Raw genomic sequence first — 18,149 nt, 5'->3', positions numbered from 1 at the left:
TGCCCCCGCAGCCGTCCCGACCCCGGAAGGCCCACCATGTCTGGACTCGAGGATCTCTACCGGGAGATCATCCTCGATCACTACCGAAACCCCCGCAACCGGGGCGAGCTGGAAGTTCCACCTGCCCACCGGGCCGAGGGGTTCAATCCGCTGTGTGGCGACGAGATCGTGGTCTTCTTGGAGATGGCCCCCGATGGCACCGTCGGTGAGGTTCGGATCGGTGGCACCGGCTGCTCGATCAGCCAGTCCTCGGCTTCGATGATGTCCACCGCCATCAAGGGCAAGACCGCAGATGAGGTCCGGACCTTGATCCGTGCGTTCAAGGCCATGATGTCGATCCACGAATCGACGCTGGAAAGTGACGGCAGCGGAGACGCCGACGACGAGCCCGTCAGCGAATCCGAGGCGGCCGAACTGTCGCAGGTGGATCTCGGCGATCTCGAAGCGCTCCAGGGAGTTGTCAAGTTCCCGGTACGTATCAAGTGCGCCACTTTGGCATGGAACACCCTGGCCGAAGGCCTGTCCGAGGCCGAGGACGACACAGACGCCGGTTGACCTGCCCCCTCAACCGCCGTCGGCGGGAGAGGGGTAGCTCGGGGGCCGCAGGTCTGGAGGCACCTCGGTGACGATCGCTGGAGCGTTCTCCTCACGGAAGGCGTGCGGAGGCTCGGAGGGCATCTCGCCGGGAAGATAGCGGCGACCGTTGTCGGCGTAGCGCATCATCCCCTTGCCCTGGGTGCCCTGCTCGTCGATTCCCTCGGCCTCAGCGTCCCACCAGATCTCCACCATGTCGTCCACCGCTAGATAGTCGGTGTCGGCATGGATTCCCCGGTTCCCGAAGGACATCTGAGGGCTGAACGCGGTTCCTCCGGTGACTGGATAGGCGAACATCCCCGCCTCGAACGTCTTGGGTGTGAGGTTGGGCCCGGCCATGTGCAGGCCGATCATGAGCAGCCGAATCGGTTCGAACACGATCTGGGCCGTCCTGATGGCCACCGGTTCCTCGCCGTAGTACCAGCGATACAGGGAGCGGACCTCGCTGTTCTCGGGGGGTTGACGCATCGGCAGGCTCGATATCCCGAAGGCATGGGCCCACTGGGTCTGGTCGTAGTTGCGGCCCAGGGCCGTGGTGTCGGTCAACACCGTTCCGGTGATGATCCACTCCGGGTGGTAGTCCTGATCGGTGGCGGCCTTGGTCAGGTAGATCGGCATCACCGGATCCCCGAGGAACACCACGGTGGTGACACCCTTCTCCTTCAACGTGCCGATGATCACGCGGGCCTGCTCGGCCAACTCGGGGATCACGAGCTGATACTTCAGGCGGGCCGCCGGTTTGTAGCCGCGGGCGGTGCCTCGCTTGTCGGCCTCTTCGCTGACCCCCTGGAACACCGGTGGGTCCTGGTCGAAGTTGACGTGTCCGAACACACGCGTGCGTGCTCGGGTCTTGGCGTCGCCGGCGAACTCGGCCTTGTGACCCATCAGCCGGTCGATCAAGTAGTCACCCAGGGTGATGAGGTACTGCTCGGGGGTCTGGAGGTTGCCCCACATGTATGGGGCGTTGTCCAGGAATGTGGAGTTGGGTACCGACAGCCCACAACCGAGACACAGCACACCTCGACTGGCCAACTCCTCGGCGTAGGCGCCCTGCTGGCCGGGACCACCCAGCGAGGCGAAGGCTCCGATCTCCTCGGCAACCCGTACAGCGTCGGCTCGGGCCGCGGTTTCACTGGAACCGGTGCCCTTCATATAGACGACCTCTACCGTTCGGCCCCACATCTCGTAGCGGTCCTCGAACATGGCGATCAGCTTGCGCCTGGTGTCGAGGGCGGCTTCGGCGGTGTCGGCGTTGGCCTGGAGGGCGGCGGACAGGTCGTCGTCGGGGGCGCCGTACGCCACCACAATCACCTTCTCGGGAGTGACCCCCTGGGCGGTGTTGAGCCCGGGGGCGCCGGGCCGGGCTACCAGGCACGGGGGCGAATAGGTGGACGGCACCGTCACCCGACCGGTCTTGGGGTCGCACTTCGATCCCCAGTCGTAGTCGTCGACAGTCCCGGCCTCGGTGGCCTCGGCATAGGAGATCGGAAGCTGGGACTTCTCCACCGTCACCTGGGTGGTCTGTGGTCCAGATGCCACCGTGTCGTTGTCACCGGTAGAAGCCAGCACCGCCACCAGAGCGATGGCGGCCAGCACAGCGGTGAGCGGTCCGAATCGGGCCAGGGCCGAGGCCCGGGGCACGGGGGTTGCGGTGGGCGGGGTCATGCGGGCTCCGGTTGAGTCACGTTCGAACGGCCGATCACGGCGGAATCTCCCCCGAGGTATGAGGTGACGACTGCAGGGTGGGACAGGACCTCGGCGGGCGGTCCTTCGGTGAGGACCTCACCCTGGTCGAGAGCGACCAGGCGGTCCGAGACGGTGGAGATGAGGGTCATGTCGTGCTCGATCACGACCAGAGCCGCTCCGAGCGCATCACGGATGCGCAACAAGAGCGGACCCAGGGCTTCGGCTTCTCGCTGAGCGATGCCCGATGACGGTTCGTCGAGTAGCACCACCGACGGCCCGTGAGCCAGCACGCACCCGAGGTCGACCACTCGCCGGGACCCGGTGCTCAGCTCACCGATCCGTTTGGAACGAAACGACTCCAAACCCAAGAGCTCGATCAGCTCATCGACGCGGTGTCGGGCCGCATGTTCGCTGTCCACGTGAGCGGGCATGCGCAGGGCCGCGTTGAGCGGGTCCTTCACATCGAGCCACCGCTCCAACGCCACCATCAATGTGTCTTCTACGGTCAGGGCCGGAAACAGTCGTGAATCCTGGAAGCTGCGGCCCAGACCGACGGAGGCTCGACCGTGCGGGGCCATGCCGGATATATCCACGCCGCCGAGGACGACCCGGCCGGTGTCGGCGCGCAGGAAGCCCGAGATCAGGTCGAAGACAGTGGTCTTGCCGGCGCCATTGGGGCCGATGAGTCCGAGCACCTCTCCAGGTGCCACCTCGAACGAAACCTCGTTGACGGCCCTGATCCCACCGAAGCTGACCGACACACCGTCCACGTGGAGACCTTGGGGGATGGCTTCGACGAAGCCTCCCCGAGAGAAGATCCCTGTGCCGGTCACCTTGCTCGCCGGGCTGACCTGGCCGGCTTGCGGTTGGGCGGCGAGACGCTCGCCCGCTCCACTGAGGAACACCGACCGGAGGACGTCGGGTCGTTCCAATAGTTCGGCAGTGGGGCCGTGGAACCGGATCTCACCCTTCTCCATGAAGTACGCGGTATCGGCCACGGTGAGGGCCACGTTCACCGACTGCTCCACCAGGATCACGGTGGTACCGCCGTCCCTCAGTGCCCGTACAACATCTAGGAGCTGCTCGACCACGGCTGGAGCCAAGCCCAGCGAAAGCTCGTCGATCATCACCAGGCGAGGTCGGTTCAAGAACGCCATGGCCAGGGCCAGCATCTGCTGTTGCCCACCAGAGAGATCCGCAGCCGGGTCCTCCAGCCGATCGGCCAGCACTGGGAACAGGTCGAGGACCTCTTCCACCCGAGCCGACCTCGTGGTCGAATCACCCCGCAACATCCAGACCGCGGTACGAAGGTTCTCGCCCACCGTCAACGACGGAAACACGCCTTGGCCACCGGGCACCTGGGCCACGCCCAGTGGCGCGATCTCCTCTGGCGGAGCGTGGGTGATGTCCCGACCGTCGAAGACGACGGCTCCCCGGTGGGCCGGAACGACCCCCGAGATAGCCCTGAGCAATGTGGACTTTCCGGCTCCGTTGGTCCCGAGGAGGGCGATGATCTCACCCTCTGACACGTCTAGATCCACACCGAACAAGATCTGGACGTCGCCGTAGCCGACCCGTAGGTCGCGGACCCGCAGGAGCGGCAGCTTCCCCTCGGCCCGGTCCTGGAGCATCTGGGCCCGGGTGGCGGCACCGGTCCAAACCTGGGCGATGTCTTCCTCGATGACAGAACGGACCGACGCGATCAACAGGCCACCGACCAGGAACACCGGGGTCATGGCCAACATCCCCACCCGGAAGCCGTGGTGATCTCCCACCCAGCCCACGAACGGGATGACCAACAGACCAGGCAGCACCCACAACGCCCCGATGGAGAACCCGACCGACCGGGCCCGGGGCGGGATCGCCAAGGAGAGCGAGGCCATCACCCCGGGGCCGACTATGACAAGTGATGCGGCGATAAGGGAGTGGATCGCGACCGCAACCACGATGTTCGGGGCCATGGCGAAGCCCACGGCCAACAGCGAGGCCGCCACCGCCGCCACGCCCAACACGTTGAAGATGGCGGCTGGACCTTTGCGGAACGCCCGGGTGGTGAGCCGGGCGCCGAGGGCAACTCCGGCCAGCTCGACCAACTGGACGGGAACGTTGGCCCAGGCCCGGCGGATCTCGGTGAGGTGGAAGGTTTCGGCGTACTGGAGGGCGGCCAAGGAAGCGAAGCCCACGATCGACGCGGCCAGGAAGGGCAGAGCGGTGAATATCCGCCTCAGGGATCGGATCGTCCACACCATGCGCAGTGCTTCGGCATAGGACGGCGGCGGTTCTTCCAACGAGGGATCGGTACCCAGATCCGAAGCCGCCCGCTCGAAGTGGCCGCGCCCAGGATCGCTCAGACGAAGTCCGGCCACCGCCAACACGATGGTGGGTATCGCGAACACCATGAACGGCGCCCGCCAACCGAACGCCTGAGCGAGCCCGGCCCCGGCCAGCAGGCCCACGATGGCACCGACGCTGTTGGCAGCCCGGTGGAACGAATACACGCGGGGCCGGCTGGCGATCGGGTAGTAGTCGGCCAACAAGCTGTTGTGGGTCGGGAACACCACCGCCTGACCGACCGCCGCCCCCGAACGCATGATCACCAGCATCCACATGGAAAGCGCAAAGCTGGTTCCCAACGAGAAGGCGGCCCACACCGCGGCCCCGCCCAAGGCGATTCGCACCCGGTTGGACCGGTCGGCGAGCTGGGCGATGGGCACGGTGAGCATCAACGCCACCGCACCGGCCATGGCCACCACCCACAAGATCCCGGTGTTGTCCAGACCGAAGTGGTCTCTGATCTCGGGAAGGAGAACGGAGAACGCGGACCGATCCAGCTCGTCGGTCATGTTGAGACCGAACAGGATCAACAGCGGATACCAACCAGCGGACCCGAGCCAAGCCGATCGGCCAGACGCGCTTGTCGATCGGGCCGGGCCCGCTGATTCGGACTGAGGTGGGTCGGTGGTCGTCTCCACCGGTGCCGTCGATCCGTTCTCGGATGATCCGCTCAAGTGGAGACCTCCGATGCTCCGACCAATGCCGCCCCATCTGGAGCCGGAGGCAACTCCACCTTGAGTGCGGGAACGGTGTCGGCTCCGGCCGTATCGGCGACGAGGCTGGATACGACGATTCCCTGCCGTCGGGCCAAACGACGCAGCCCCGAGTCGCGCAGTCGGAACAGGAGATGTCCCAAACCACCTGGTGCCACCATGAGGACCACCAGTACCCCCGCTGCCGACGGCAAGAGCCGCCACCGGTCCGGCAGGTACCAGGTCCCGCCGTTGAGGTAGAGGGCACCCAGCACCGCTCCGGTGAGAGACCCCAAGCCTCCGACAACGGCCGCAGTGAACACACCGATGCTCTCGGTGACCACGAAAGGTCCCTCGGAGTAGGCCTGGTTGATGTGGACCAGCAAGCACCCTGCGACCGCGGCCAGGAAGCCAGACAGAGCGAAACCGGTGAGCTTGGCACGCACCACCGATACCGAATAGGCGGCCGCGGCCCGCTCGTTGTCCCGAACGGCAAGCAGGACCCGCCCGGTGCGACCCCGACGCATCCCCTTGACGGCCAGAAATCCCAAGACGACGACGACCAGCACGAACCAGTACATGGAGTCCTGGTCCTTCAGATCGAAGGTACCGAAGAGTGCGGGTCGCTCCAGCCGCTCGTGGGGTATCCACGACTGTTCGCTCCGGTTGAAGAGGAAGTTCGACGAAGCCAGGGCGAAGGCCATGGTGGTGATGGCCAGGTACAGACCCGGCAATCTGAGTGCAGGCAGACCGACGATCACCGCCACCACCGCACCGGCCATACCGGCCAGGATCAAAGCGAGGCTCAGGTCGTGTCCCCAGGTTGCTGTGCTCACCGCCCCCACCGCGGCACCCACCGACACGAACGACATCTGTCCCAGCGACACCTGGCCTGCCCACCCGGTGAGCACCACCACCGACAAGGTGATGAGGCAGAAGGCGGCCAAGGTCGATGCCTTGAGCTCATTGGCCGGGCCGATCGCGACCGGAACCAGCGCCGCCATCACCACCGCCGCCAACGGGAGCGCCATCCGGAGGGTCGCCACCAACGGCAGAGATGCCAGCTCCCGGGGGACCGGTCGGATCTCCTCGGCCGCCGACCAGGTGGAAACCGCATCGTTGCTGGCCCTGGTGACGGCGGCCCGACGCACGATCAGGGCCGCCAGGATCACCAAGGCCAGGACGACGTACACCCGACCAGGCTGGCTGGGGTAGGTGGCCCGTACACCCTGTTCCAAGACGCGCAGGGCCACCGCCGACGCCGCTATGGCCGGCAGGTGGTCGAGACGCCCCAACACCAAGGCGCCGAGGGCGAAGGCCATGGCCTGAGGGCTCAGCGCAGCGCCCGCCCCGTAGCCGAAGATGCCGGCGTGGAGGAAGACCCCGACGTAGGAGAGCACGGCGGCCACCACCCACACCAGGGTCTGCAACCTCTTGACCGGCACCCCCAAGAGCGCGGCCCGATCGGCGCGTTCGGCGCTGGCCCGAACGGCCACGCCAATATCGGTACCTTGGAGGAACAGGGCCAGCCCCACCAGGAGCAGTGGGGCGATGATGGCGGCAAGGACCTCGGTTCCGCCGAACACCTGGTTGCCGATTTCGAAGCGGACCTCGAAGGGCTCAGGCAGGGCTTGGTCGGCGAAGATCGTCTTTCCCCACCATCGCGGCAGCAGCATCGAGGCGACGACGAGCAGCTGGGACACGCCGATGGTCGCCACGGTCAGAAGCAGGCGCGGAGATCGATGGAAACGCCTGACCACGGCGAGTTCGATAACGGCCCCCAAGATGACCGCGGCCCCCAGCCCCAAGACGGCACCCACCAGCCAGGGCAGGCCTGACACTGCTATCAGCCCGACAGCGATGGTGGTGGGAACGGTACCGAGGTCACCTTGGGCGAAGTTGAGGACCCGATTGGCCCGGTAGACGACGGCCAGGCCCAGCGCGACCAACGCTGTCAGCAGGCCGGAAACCACGCCCAATGCCCAAGGTCCCGAGCCGGCGGGGAACACGAACACCTGAAGCGCAAGGATGGCCATCGCTGGCGCGAACGGCCGCACGACCGGCCACATTACGGCGGCAGCGCTGGATGAAGCTCGGGCCATCTTCGGCTTCGGCTCCTTTGATGCTCGGGTCCCCTGATGAAGTATCGCCGGACCTTGCGACCCGCCAATGTTTGCGCACCATAGCTGCAAAATCTTGGTCGCACCGGCCGACGCCACGGTCGATTTGATCGACCTGACCCAGATCGTTCCCGAAACCAGACCTCACCGGAGCGATGACGCCCGGTCGGCCTGCCCGACCGAAGATGATGCCCGGCCCACAGGCTTTGACCGGGATCGGTTGTGGGTCAATTAGCCTGCCCACCCGGTGGACACCGCCCTGTACGAGACCTTCTCCCGAGACCAGTGGCGGGCTCGACGGGAGGCAACCCCGTTGACGCTCGGTGCCGCCGACCTGGACGAGCTAAGGGGCTTGAACGAGCGGCTCGACCTGGAGGAGGTGGAGTCGGTCTACCTTCCCCTGTCGCGATTCGTGAACCTCCACGTGGCGGCCCGCCGGTCTCGCCAAGCCGCCATGGCGGAGTTCCTCGGCCGCGAGAAGGAGGCGGTCCCCTACATCATCGGGGTGGCCGGAAGCGTGGCCGTCGGCAAGAGCACCACCAGCCGGGTCCTCCAAGCTCTCCTGGCTCGATGGCCCGACCATCCCCGAGTCGATCTGGTGACCACCGATGGCTTCCTCTACCCCAACGAGGAACTGGCCCGACGGGGTCTTCTGACCCGCAAAGGCTTCCCCGAGAGCTACGACGTTCGTCGGCTCCTCGAGTTCCTCCACGACGTGAAGTCGGGAGTGTCCGAGGTTCGGGCCCCGACCTACTCCCACCTCGGCTACGACGTTCAGCCCCCTGAACACGATGTGGTCGTACGCCAGCCCGACATCGTGATCGTGGAAGGGCTAAACGTGCTCCAGGTCGGAAGTGGTACCACCACCTTCGTGTCCGACTACTTCGACACGTCCATCTACGTGGACGCCGAGGTTGCCGACGTGCGCCAGTGGTATGTGGAGCGGTTCCTGGCCTTGAGGGCCACGGTCTTCCGTCAACCTGATTCCTACTTCGCTCGATATGCCGAGCTAACCGATGACCAGGCCACCGAGACAGCCCTGGAGATCTGGCGCGACATCAACGAGGCCAACCTGGTGGCCAACATCGAGCCCACCCGCGACCGCGCCGGAGTCGTGCTCCACAAGGGCGCCGACCACCGGGTCACCAAGGTCCGCCTCCGCCGCATCTGAGACTCAGCTCGGCACCATCGGTCACTCACCGGGGGACGAGCACCGACGCCATGGCCCCGGCCAGGTGGGGTCGCTGCGAGGGTGGTCGCACCGATGCCGGGCGGCCGGGTCGGTTCACCCGAAGCGTCAGCGAGCTCGGTTCACCCGCTGACCGAAGGTGCGGGGGGCGCCGTAGCCCGATCCCACGTAGGGGCGACCACTGCGCCTGGCCCACCGCCACTGGATCGACACCCTGGGATCGAGCCGTCGCCCGGGCTGGTAGGCGACGGAGTGCAGCCAATCGGCCTGAGCCCGGCCACCCAGGACCAACAGGTCGCCCGAAGCCGGTGCCAGGTCCAGGTCACCATCACCGGTTCGGTCCCCGCGACCTCGACTCGGGCGAAGCAGCCACGGCCTTTGGGCGCCGAGTGACAACACCGCGATGAGCGTGTCGTCAAGCCAGCGCATGTCGGTGTCTCGGTGGAAGCCTTGGCCGTCGGAGCCGTCTCGGTACTGGATCATTCCGAAACCGTCGAAGGTCACCCCGTAGTGGTGTTGGAGGACTCGGGTGGCCTCGGCCAGGGCCGGGTGCGGGACCGGTCGACCGGACCCGCGGGCCCAGAATGATCCGAGCCGCTTCTCCTCCACGAGGTGGTCGTACCGGAACAGCCGTGACGTCCTCCAATCGACGTCGGACAGAAGCTGAGCGCACAGATCGTCGGCCCCGTCCATCCAGCCCCGAGCCACATCGACCCACGATGTCTCGTCCAAGGCTGTCCGGTGCCACTCGACAGACCGGTCGACATGAGGGTCGCTACCGATGCCCACCCACCCAGCATGGCCCGAAGGCGAGCAGTTCGTGGCGCCTACCGCGCGATTGCGATGTCCGAATGGTCAATCCGAAGGGGTCACCTTGAGAATCCGACCCGAGTTGGAGTCAGTGGCGATGTAGAGGTTCCCGTCGGGGCCCATCACTGCCGAACGCAGTCGGCCGTACCCCGTGACCCGCACCAGTTGCTCATCGACGGCATCCCTGTTCGTGTTGAATGTGATGATCCGAAGGTGCTGGTCCTTGAGCACAGCCATGGCCAGATCGTCCTGCCATCCCTTCCAGGCATGAGCTCCCACCGGGATGAAGGTGGCACCGGACGGCGCGATGGTGGGGTTGCCCGATGACCACACAGCCGCGATGGCGCCGGGGTGTCGGACCGGGTCCGTCATGGGCCTGGACTCGTCGTAGAACATGGGGCCGGACAGCGGACGAGGGTCCCAGCCGTAGTTTCCTCCGGCGACGAGCTTGTTCAACTCGTCATCTCGATCGGTGCCGTGCTCTACCGACCAGGGCTGGCCGGCATCGTCGAAGGCAACCCCCTGGACGTTGCGGTGGCCGTAGGTGTAGATCCTCGGATCCAGGACACCGCCGGGATTCCCCGGGGCACCTCCCCCAGCCGTGGTGATCCGCAGGACCTTTCCGCCCAGCGAGGCCGGATCCTGAGGGTTGGCGGGCATGGCCGCGTCACCGGTACCCATCCATATGTAGCCATCGGGCCCAAACCGCGGGCGGCATCCGGAGTGACGGCCGTTGGCGGCAGCCGGGATAGCGGTTACCAGGTCGCTCCGCTCGCCCAGCCCCGTCGCCTGGTCGTTGATCTTCCAGCGGACCAGTCGGACATCGTTCGTCCCCGACAGGTTGGAGTTGAAGCAGGTGTATATCCGTCGATTGCTGGTGAAATCGGGATCCACCGCCACGCCGAGCATCCCACCCTCGCCAGCCACCACGACATCGGCTGGGGTGGCCAAGGTGACCACCGAACCGTCGTTTTTGCGCAGTCGAATCTGACCGGTCCGTTGGGTGAACAGCAAGGACCCGTCCGGCAGGAATGCCAGGTCCCAGGGGCGGCTCAAGCCGGTGAGGTGCTCAGAGACGGTGAGCGTTGCCGGCCCAGGGCATCCAGTCAGGCCTAAGGCCGCCAGCGCCGCCGCCATGGCGACAAGTGACCCCCGCACCAGCGTCGATCTGTTCATCGCTGCCTCCTAGCGGTTTCTGCTCCTGTGGAAACGATAGGACGCGATCAGGCTGACGTCACCCGGCACCACAGCGAGGCCGGTGTCTCCCAACACCAAGGAGAAATCGACTATGAGTGAAGCGATGGTCGAGGTCGCAACGGTGAAGCAGTGCTGGCGGTACCCGGTCAAGTCGTTCCAAGGTGAACAGACCAGCCACCTGGTGTTGGGTCCTGACGGCATCGAAGGTGACCGAAGCTTCGGCCTGATCGACCAGGCCACCGGGCATCTCCTCAGCGCCAAGGCCGTACGACATCTGCTGGAGGCACCCGCCACCATCGACACCGTGGTGCTTCCCGACGGCACCAACCAACCGATCGACGATCCGTCCACCGACCTGGTTCTGAGCCAATGGCTGGGGCGGGAGGTGCGCCTGGCTCGTCCGATCGACTCTGGGCCGGTCAGCTACCAGATGACATTCGGTCCCGCGGGGCCGGACCGTCGAACCGTCGACGTGCCCACCCCGAGCGGGACGTTCCTGGATGTGGCTCACGTTCACCTTCTGACCACCGCCTCGCTGGCGGCCGGCAGAGCGGCTCGACCCGACCTGGACTGGGACGTCCGGAGGTTCCGACCCAACTTGGTCCTGGAGGTCGACGGCGAAGGTTTCATCGAAGACTCCTGGGTCGGGAATCGCCTGCGAATCGGCGACTGCGTCCTGGTTCCCGATGACCGCACACTGCGCTGCGCCATGCCCATGCGCGCCCAACATGGTTTGGACCGCGCCCCCGATCTCTTCCGGGCCCTGGTCGACCTGAACGAGAACCGCCTGGGCCTCTACTGCTCGGCGATGACCGCCGGGGTCGTGCGCGTCGGCGACCCCGTCGGCATGGATTAGTTCCGACTCCGGCGTCGGTCGCGGTTGCGCGCGAGACTCCACCCACGGCCGGGCCCGCGTGGGGCGGCCTCACTCTGAGAGCCCTCACGTGCTGTTCCCCACCATCCGCTTCGCCATCTTCTTCGTCGTGGTCATGCCCGCGAGTTGGCTGCTCATGCCCCTGCCCAGCCGGGGTCGAGCGCTGGTTTCCCGAGACGAGGACCAGCCTTGGATGGTTCCCGCCGCCCTGCTGGCCCTGGCCGCGGTGCTAGGGCCGTTGGCTCCCTGGGATGGCCCCACGTTCCTGACCGCCCTCGGGTGGCTTGCAGCCCTGGGCGTGGGTGGCCTGGCGGTGGTCCGCTGGCTGGACCTTGTCGGCCTGGTCCGGTGGAACGTGTTCATGCTGGTCGCCTCCTACGTGTTCTACGGCGCGTACGACTGGCACTTCGTTGCGGTCCTGGCCGGCTCGACGGTGGTCAACCAGTTGCTCACCGCCCGGCTCCACGCCACCGCCGAAGAACGAGCTCGCCGGTTCGTACTGGTTGGGGGGGTGACCGCCAACCTTGGGCTTCTGGCCTGGTTCAAGTACAAGGGCTTCTTCATCGAGAGCGCTTCGAGCATCTTCGCCCCGCTGGGCATCGACATCGATCTACCCGCCGGCTCGGTGATCCCTCCGGTGGGGATCAGCTTCTTCACCTTTCAGGCCTTGAGCTACCTGATCGACACCTACCGGCGTCGGATCGAGCCGTCGCCGCTACTGGACTTCGCGGTCTACCTCTCGTTCTTCCCGCACCTGGTGGCAGGGCCCATCGTTCGGGCCGCGGAGTTCCTACCCCAGCTCCGCACCCCCCGAGATGCCCGACAGGTCGACACCGGGCTGGCCTTCTGGCTCATCGCGGTGGGGCTGTTCAAGAAGGTGGTGGTGTCCAGCTACCTGGCCAGCGCCATCGTCGATCCGGTGTTCCGGATCCCGTCTCAGCACCAGGCGGTGGACACGCTGCTCGGCATCTACGGCTACGCGATCCAGATCTACTGTGACTTCTCCGGATACACCGACATGGCCATCGGCCTGGCGTTGCTGCTCGGTTTCCGCTTCCCACAGAACTTCGACGCCCCATACACCGCGACCAGTCTCCAGGACTTCTGGCGACGTTGGCACATGACCCTGTCGCGGTGGCTGCGTGACTACCTGTACATACCCTTGGGTGGTAGCCAGCGGGGCCATCGGCGGGCGTACCTCAACCTGTTCCTCACCATGTTGATCGGCGGTTTGTGGCACGGCGCGGCCTGGACGTTCGTGGTGTGGGGGGCGCTGCACGGTGGGTATCTGGCCGTCGAGCGATGGTGGTCATCACGGCCGGTCCCTGCGCCACACGACCCACCCAGCGGGTTCACAACCAGCCGCGACGACGACAATGACACCGACACCACCGGACTGCCCGGATTCGGAGATGAGTCCACGCCCGACGACCCCGGGCTCGGACGCTCCGGAAACGAGGCGGTGGCGGTGATCGATCGACTCCGCACCTGGCAGGCGACTCGACCACCGGCCTCCCCCACTCGCAAGGCATGGACGGGACGAATCCTCACCTTCCACGTCGTCTGCCTGGGGTGGGTCTTCTTCCGAGCTCCAACACTGTCCGAAGCCTTCGACGTCCTGGCTCGGTTGTTCAGCCTCGGCACGGGTCAAGGGGTCAACCTGATGGTGGTGGCCACCATCGCCGTATTCCTTGCCACCCAGTTCGTGCCCAGTGACTCGGTCGGCCGGGCTCAAGCCGCCTTCTCCCGGCTGGAGGCCTGGCAACAGGGCCTTCTGCTCGCCGCCTTCGTCATGTTCACCAGCGCCCTCAGCCCCACCGGCGTGGCCCCGTTCATCTACTTCGCATTCTGATGCCCCGCCCCACCGAGATCGGCCTACCGCCAGAGCACGAGGACTTCGGGTCCGAAGGTCCCCACGACGTCGATCACGCTCACGATCACGGCGGCGTGTTCCCAGGTGAGACGACGCCGCGGCTTCGGGTCCCGGCCGGAAAGGCCCTGGTGGTGATGGTGGTAGCGCTGCTGGCAGCGTCGCTGCTCAACGCCGACCGACTCGCCTACACCGCCCGGACCCAGCCGTTCGGCTGGCAGCGGACGTGGGCGATGCGAGTCACCGGGGTGCTCGAGTTCACCAGTGGGAACCTGATGCTGGACCGACCCCGGGCGTGGCTCGCCGGCGCCGTGGACAACGAGGATCCCCCACCGGCGGAATCAACCGAGAACGTGCAGATCGCCGGTTCCGGCCAGGGTGATGCCGTCACCACCACGACGAGTCCACCCGATTTTCGTGTCCCTACCGAGGACCATCCGTTGCGGATACTGGTGGCGGGAGACTCTCTGATGGGGTTCATCGGTCCGGCCCTGGTCAAGGATCTCAACGGATACCCCATCGAGATCACCGAGGATTGGGCGGTGGGCACCGGTTTGGCTCGACCGGACGTCTTGAACTGGCCGGCTCAATTGAAGGCCGATATGGCCCAGCACGATCCTGAGGTCGTGATCTTGGGTTTCGGCGGCAACGACTCCCAGGACATCGATACCGCTCAGGGGCGGGTGGCCATGGGATCACCGGAATGGAAGCTGGAGTACCAGCGACGGGTCGCCCAGGTCCTCAACGCGGTGGAAGGACCCAATCGGACCGTGTACTGGATCGGGATGCCGCTGACCACCCGCGCCAACATCGAGAAGGTCGCACCGGCCCAGTCAGCCGCGGTCAAGGCCGAGATCGCCGCCCGACCCTGGGCTCGCTACGTGGATACCCGTCCGATCCTCTCGCCCGACGGCGAGTACACCATCTACCTGAAGGGACCCGACGGTAGCGACGTCAAGGTGCGCGAAGCAGACGGTGTCCACCCCACGCTGGCCGGAGCCAGTCGCATGGTCGCTCCAGTGGTCGGATCCCTGCTCGATGAGCGCAAGCTGACCGAGGCCGCCGCCCGAGCCGCGGCAGCCACCAGCACCACCACGACCTCATCGACCACGAGACCCCGAGGATCTCCACCCACCACCCGGTCCGGCGGCTAGGCGGCCCCACCCTCACACCCAGCCCCATACGATCCAGCCATGAGTTCTGACCCCGGCCTCGAACGCAGCCAGGCCTACCGAGATGATCAGGCTCACGTCTTCCACTCGTGGTCAGCTCAAGCCCACCTCGACCCCTTGGTCATAGCCGGTGGCGAGGGAGCGTGGGTGTGGGACGAGACCGGGCGTCGCTTCCTCGACTTCTCCAGTCAGCTGATGAACGTGAACATCGGCCACCAGCACCCCGACCTGCTGGCCGCCATCCACGCCCAGACCGACATCCTCACCACTGCCGCTCCCATACATGCCAACCCGGCTCGTAGCGAAGCCGCCCGTCTGATCGCAGGCAAGGCCCCAGGAGACCTCGACTCCGTCTTCTTCACCAACGGCGGCGCCGAAGCCAACGAGAACGCCATCCGCATGGCTCGCCTGCACACCGGTCGCCACAAGGTGCTCGCCACCTATCGCAGCTATCACGGAGCCACGGGCGGTGCCATCACCCTCACCGGTGATCCTCGCCGCTGGCCCAACGAACCCGGCATACCCGGTGTCGTCCACTTCTGGGGACCGTACCCATACCGCTCGGCGTTCCACTCCAGCTCCGAGTCCGAGGAAACCGAGCGGGCCTTGGCCCACCTGGCCGACACGTTGATGGTGGAAGGTCCCCATACGGTGGCGGCCGTGATCCTCGAACCGGTGGTGGGCACCAACGGCATCTTGGTCCCACCGCCGGGCTATCTGGCCGGGGTTCGGGAGATCTGCGACGAACACGGGATCGTGTTCATCGCTGACGAGGTGATGGCCGGGTTCGGTCGATGCGGCGAATGGTTCTCGGTGGATCGGTGGGGGGTCGTCCCCGACCTGATCTGTTTCGCCAAGGGTGTGAACAGCGGCTACCTACCCCTCGGGGGGGTGATCATCTCCCGCTCCATCGCAGCCACCTTCGACGACCGGCCCTTCCCCGGTGGGCTCACCTACTCGGGCCATGTCTTGGCTTGTGCCAGCGCGGTGGCCAGCATCTCGATCTTCGAAAAGGAAGGGATCGTCGACAGGGTCCGCTCCGTGGGCGAGGCCATGCTGGGTCCGGCATTGCAGGAGCTCTCCGATCGCCACCCATCGGTGGGTGATGTCCGAGGGCTCGGGTTCTTCTGGGCCATCGAGTTGGTGAAGGACCGTGCCACCCGTGAGCCGCTGGTTCCGTTCAACGCCTCGGGTGCGTCGGCGGCTCCGGTGGCAGAGGTGGTCGCGGCGTGCAAAGCCAGGGGACTTCTGGTGTTCTCCCACTTCAACCGGATCCATGTCGCCCCGCCGCTCATCACCAGCGAGGCCGACCTGCGTCACGGGATTTCGGTGATAGACGAGGCCCTCTATTTGGCCGACACCCACTGCTAAAGCCTGGATCCACCGATCGGACTTGGCTTGTGCTCGATTCTCCCTGGCCACTCCGGCAAAGCCGGTTCTCTGGGCGGCCACCGCTGGTGTTCGGCTGTCTGATGATCCCGAACGCGAAGGCTGGGCGGGGGTTCGGGGGCAGAGCCCCTTGCGGCGGAGCCCCCGACCTGCGGAGATCGGCTTTACCGGTCGTAGCAGCGAAGGCGACGGCCGTCAGGCCGGCGACCGAACTCCGCCGGAAGGCTCCGCCTTTCGGTGGATCCAGGCTAAGGGTCCGGAGACCAGAGACCGTCCCGGTTTCGGGCATGATCCCGATCACGCCCATTTGGGTGGAGGGCCGATGGAGGGTCAAATGAAGATCACGTTCTGGGGTGCGGCCGAGACCGTCACCGGGTCACGCTTCGTGGTGGAAACCGACCGAGCGCGGGTCCTGGTCGACTGCGGCTTGTTCCAGGGGATCAAGCGGCTCCGACTGCTCAACTGGGAGAAGTTCCCGGTCGATCCGGCCTCACTCGACGCGGTGATCCTGACCCACGCACACGTCGACCACAGCGGCTACCTGCCGGGATTGGTACGTGACGGTTTCGACGGACGCATTTGGTGCACCCACTCCTCAGCGGCTTTGGCCGGGATACTCCTGCCCGACACCGCTCACCTCCAAGAAGAGGACGCCAGGTACGCCAACAAGCACCGCTCCACCCGACACGATCCAGCCCTGCCTCTGTTCACCAGTGAGGATGCCGAACGGGCATTGGATCACCTCCAGCCTCACGACTTCAACTCACCGTTCGAACCGGCACCGGGCTTGACCGGCCATTTCAGTCGGGCGGGCCACATCTTGGGAGCCGCCTCGGTTCACCTCCACGACGGAAACCGCTCCGTGCTGTTCAGCGGTGATCTCGGTCGAGACGACGACCAGATCATGCTTCCCCCCGACCCGCCCCCCGCCGCTGACCACATCGTGGTCGAGTCCACCTACGGCAATCGCCAGCACCCCGACGAGGGTCCAGCCGACGTCCTGGCCGAGGTCATCAGTCGTACCGCCAAACGAGGTGGGACGGTTCTCATCCCGGTGTTCGCCGTCGGTCGTGCCCAGCTAATGATCCATCTGATCACCACGCTCAAGTCCGAGGGTCGGATCCCCGACATCCCGATGTTCCTGAACAGCCCCATGGCCGTGGATGCCACCCGGATCTTCATGTCCGCACCCGAGGACCACCGGCTCGTCCAAGCCCAACTAGATGCCATGTCCCGGTCTGTGAAGCTGGTCCGTACCGTGCAGGAGTCGATGGACCTGACCAGCCGGGCCGGGCCGATGGTGGTGCTCTCGGCCAGCGGGATGCTCACCGGCGGGCGAGTGCTCCACCACTTGATGCAGGTGGGCCGAGACCATCGAAGCACCATCTTGTTGGCAGGGTTCCAGGCCGCCGGCACGCGCGGTGACCAGCTCCACCGTGGCGCCCGAAGCCTTCGCATCTACGGCCAGACCATTCCGCTCCGCGCCGATGTGGTGTCGTTGGAGAGCGTGTCGGCTCACGCCGATGCCGACGGCCTGATGGCCTGGCTCGGAGCCGCACCGTCGGCCCCGTCGATGGTGAGCATCGTGCACGGTGAGGCCAGCGCGGCCGACACCATGCGCCAACGTGTCTCCAACGAACTCGGGTGGGATGCCTGGGTTCCCACCGCCGGGGAATCGGTGGAGGTGCAACGAGGCGGCGGACCCGTCACTCCCATCCCGGTACCCACCAAGAATGAGGCGCCCTCACCGGTCACCAGCTCGGCTACGCCGGTCGCCACCGGGGCTCAGACCCTCGAAGCCAGTTCCGATGCGGTTGCCGTCGTCGGACAACTCTGGGACGCGCTGGCTCGACGCGACTTCGACGCGGTCGGAGCGCTAATGGCCGACGATGGCCACTACGTAGACGTGGCGGTTAAGGACCTCGACCCTGGGGCCGTGGGCCCCGTCGAGACGGCAGCACGGTTGCGGCTAGGCCTCGGTCCCCTGCACGCGTACCAGCTCCACGACGGTCCGTCGGTGGCATCAGGGGACACCGTGGTGACCGAGCACGCCGAGACCTGGGTCTGGGAACCAGACGTGTCGGTAACGCTTCCGTTCACATCTGTGGTGCAGGTGAGAGATGGTCGGATCGTCAGGTGGTGGGACTACTTCGACCTGAGCACGCTCACCAATGCCGCTCCCGAGTGGTGGCTGACCCACATAGCGCAGGGCTACCGCTGAG

At 66.1% G+C, this 18,149-nt stretch carries 12 protein-coding genes; 7 read left to right on the top strand and 5 right to left on the bottom strand.

The features are described from left to right. Positions 1-36: 36 nt before the first annotated feature. The gene (locus tag IPG97_00490) at positions 37-555 is read left to right on the top strand and encodes an SUF system NifU family Fe-S cluster assembly protein (GenBank protein MBK6855071.1); all 519 of its coding nucleotides are present in this window, start codon (positions 37-39) and stop codon (positions 553-555) included. A gap of 9 nt (positions 556-564) precedes the next feature. On the opposite strand, the gene IPG97_00485 is transcribed toward IPG97_00490, so the two are convergent. From IPG97_00485 to IPG97_00475, 3 genes are read right to left on the bottom strand one after another with little or no spacing between them, the layout of a single operon-like run. After that, positions 565-2,259, bottom strand: a complete 1,695-nt coding sequence (locus tag IPG97_00485; protein ID MBK6855070.1) for an ABC transporter substrate-binding protein — start codon at positions 2,257-2,259, stop codon at positions 565-567. After that, positions 2,256-5,288: an MFS transporter gene (locus IPG97_00480; protein ID MBK6855069.1), complete on the bottom strand. Its 3,033-nt coding sequence runs from the start codon at positions 5,286-5,288 to the stop codon at positions 2,256-2,258. The genes IPG97_00485 and IPG97_00480 overlap by 4 nt, the downstream gene beginning before the upstream one ends. Further along, positions 5,285-7,408 carry an ABC transporter permease gene (locus IPG97_00475; GenBank protein ID MBK6855068.1) on the bottom strand — a complete coding sequence of 708 codons (2,124 nt, stop codon included), beginning with the start codon at positions 7,406-7,408 and terminating at the stop codon, positions 5,285-5,287. Before IPG97_00475 ends, IPG97_00480 begins: the two co-directional genes overlap by 4 nt. Before the next feature lie 265 nt (positions 7,409-7,673). On the opposite strand from IPG97_00475, the gene IPG97_00470 reads away from it, so the two are divergent. Then, the gene (locus tag IPG97_00470) at positions 7,674-8,597 is read left to right on the top strand and encodes a type I pantothenate kinase (protein ID MBK6855067.1); all 924 of its coding nucleotides are present in this window, start codon (positions 7,674-7,676) and stop codon (positions 8,595-8,597) included. A gap of 126 nt (positions 8,598-8,723) precedes the next feature. Here IPG97_00470 and IPG97_00465 read toward each other — a convergent pair whose 3' ends face one another. Both IPG97_00465 and IPG97_00460 read right to left on the bottom strand, forming a co-directional pair. Beyond that, the gene (locus IPG97_00465; protein ID MBK6855066.1) at positions 8,724-9,404 is read right to left on the bottom strand and encodes a DNA repair protein; all 681 of its coding nucleotides are present in this window, start codon (positions 9,402-9,404) and stop codon (positions 8,724-8,726) included. A 66-nt stretch (positions 9,405-9,470) separates the two neighbouring features. Then, the gene (locus IPG97_00460) at positions 9,471-10,601 is read right to left on the bottom strand and encodes a PQQ-dependent sugar dehydrogenase (protein MBK6855065.1); all 1,131 of its coding nucleotides are present in this window, start codon (positions 10,599-10,601) and stop codon (positions 9,471-9,473) included. A gap of 112 nt (positions 10,602-10,713) precedes the next feature. Between IPG97_00460 and IPG97_00455 the strand changes: the two genes are divergently transcribed. The 5 genes from IPG97_00455 to IPG97_00435 all read left to right on the top strand — a co-directional run bounded on the left by IPG97_00455 (position 10,714) and on the right by IPG97_00435 (position 18,148). Beyond that, on the top strand, positions 10,714-11,478 hold the full coding sequence (locus IPG97_00455) for an MOSC domain-containing protein (GenBank protein ID MBK6855064.1): 765 nt from the start codon (positions 10,714-10,716) through the stop codon (positions 11,476-11,478). A 211-nt stretch (positions 11,479-11,689) separates the two neighbouring features. After that, positions 11,690-13,348, top strand: coding sequence for an MBOAT family protein (locus tag IPG97_00450; GenBank protein ID MBK6855063.1), 1,659 nt, complete (start codon positions 11,690-11,692; stop codon positions 13,346-13,348). Then, positions 13,348-14,520 carry a DUF459 domain-containing protein gene (locus IPG97_00445; protein MBK6855062.1) on the top strand — a complete coding sequence of 391 codons (1,173 nt, stop codon included), beginning with the start codon at positions 13,348-13,350 and terminating at the stop codon, positions 14,518-14,520. The genes IPG97_00450 and IPG97_00445 overlap by 1 nt, the downstream gene beginning before the upstream one ends. 39 nt (positions 14,521-14,559) lie before the next feature. Further along, entirely contained in the window at positions 14,560-15,909 is a 1,350-nt protein-coding gene (locus IPG97_00440) for an aspartate aminotransferase family protein (GenBank protein ID MBK6855061.1), read from the top strand. 352 nt (positions 15,910-16,261) lie between these two features. Beyond that, positions 16,262-18,148 carry an MBL fold metallo-hydrolase gene (locus IPG97_00435; GenBank protein ID MBK6855060.1) on the top strand — a complete coding sequence of 629 codons (1,887 nt, stop codon included), beginning with the start codon at positions 16,262-16,264 and terminating at the stop codon, positions 18,146-18,148. Position 18,149: the final 1 nt, after the last annotated feature.

The sequence above is a fragment of the Microthrixaceae bacterium genome, from assembly GCA_016702505.1.
In the GTDB taxonomy this organism is placed as follows: Bacteria; Actinomycetota; Acidimicrobiia; order Acidimicrobiales; family Iamiaceae; genus Aquihabitans.
Note: the sequence above shows the minus strand (reverse complement) of the source record. Positions and strands in the feature narration are given on the sequence as shown.

Excerpts from the sequence above, each read along its gene's own strand:
- IPG97_00490 (MBK6855071.1), top strand. The coding sequence starts at position 37 with ATGTCTGGACTCGAGGATCTCTACCGGGAGATCATCCTCGATCACTAC.
- IPG97_00460 (MBK6855065.1), bottom strand. The coding sequence starts at position 10,601 with ATGAACAGATCGACGCTGGTGCGGGGGTCACTTGTCGCCATGGCGGCG.
- IPG97_00450 (MBK6855063.1), top strand. The coding sequence starts at position 11,690 with ATGGTTCCCGCCGCCCTGCTGGCCCTGGCCGCGGTGCTAGGGCCGTTG.
- IPG97_00475 (MBK6855068.1), bottom strand. The coding sequence starts at position 7,408 with ATGGCCCGAGCTTCATCCAGCGCTGCCGCCGTAATGTGGCCGGTCGTG.
- IPG97_00445 (MBK6855062.1), top strand. The coding sequence starts at position 13,348 with ATGCCCCGCCCCACCGAGATCGGCCTACCGCCAGAGCACGAGGACTTC.
- IPG97_00435 (MBK6855060.1), top strand. The coding sequence starts at position 16,262 with ATGAAGATCACGTTCTGGGGTGCGGCCGAGACCGTCACCGGGTCACGC.
- IPG97_00440 (MBK6855061.1), top strand. The coding sequence starts at position 14,560 with ATGAGTTCTGACCCCGGCCTCGAACGCAGCCAGGCCTACCGAGATGAT.
- IPG97_00455 (MBK6855064.1), top strand. The coding sequence starts at position 10,714 with ATGAGTGAAGCGATGGTCGAGGTCGCAACGGTGAAGCAGTGCTGGCGG.
- IPG97_00485 (MBK6855070.1), bottom strand. The coding sequence starts at position 2,259 with ATGACCCCGCCCACCGCAACCCCCGTGCCCCGGGCCTCGGCCCTGGCC.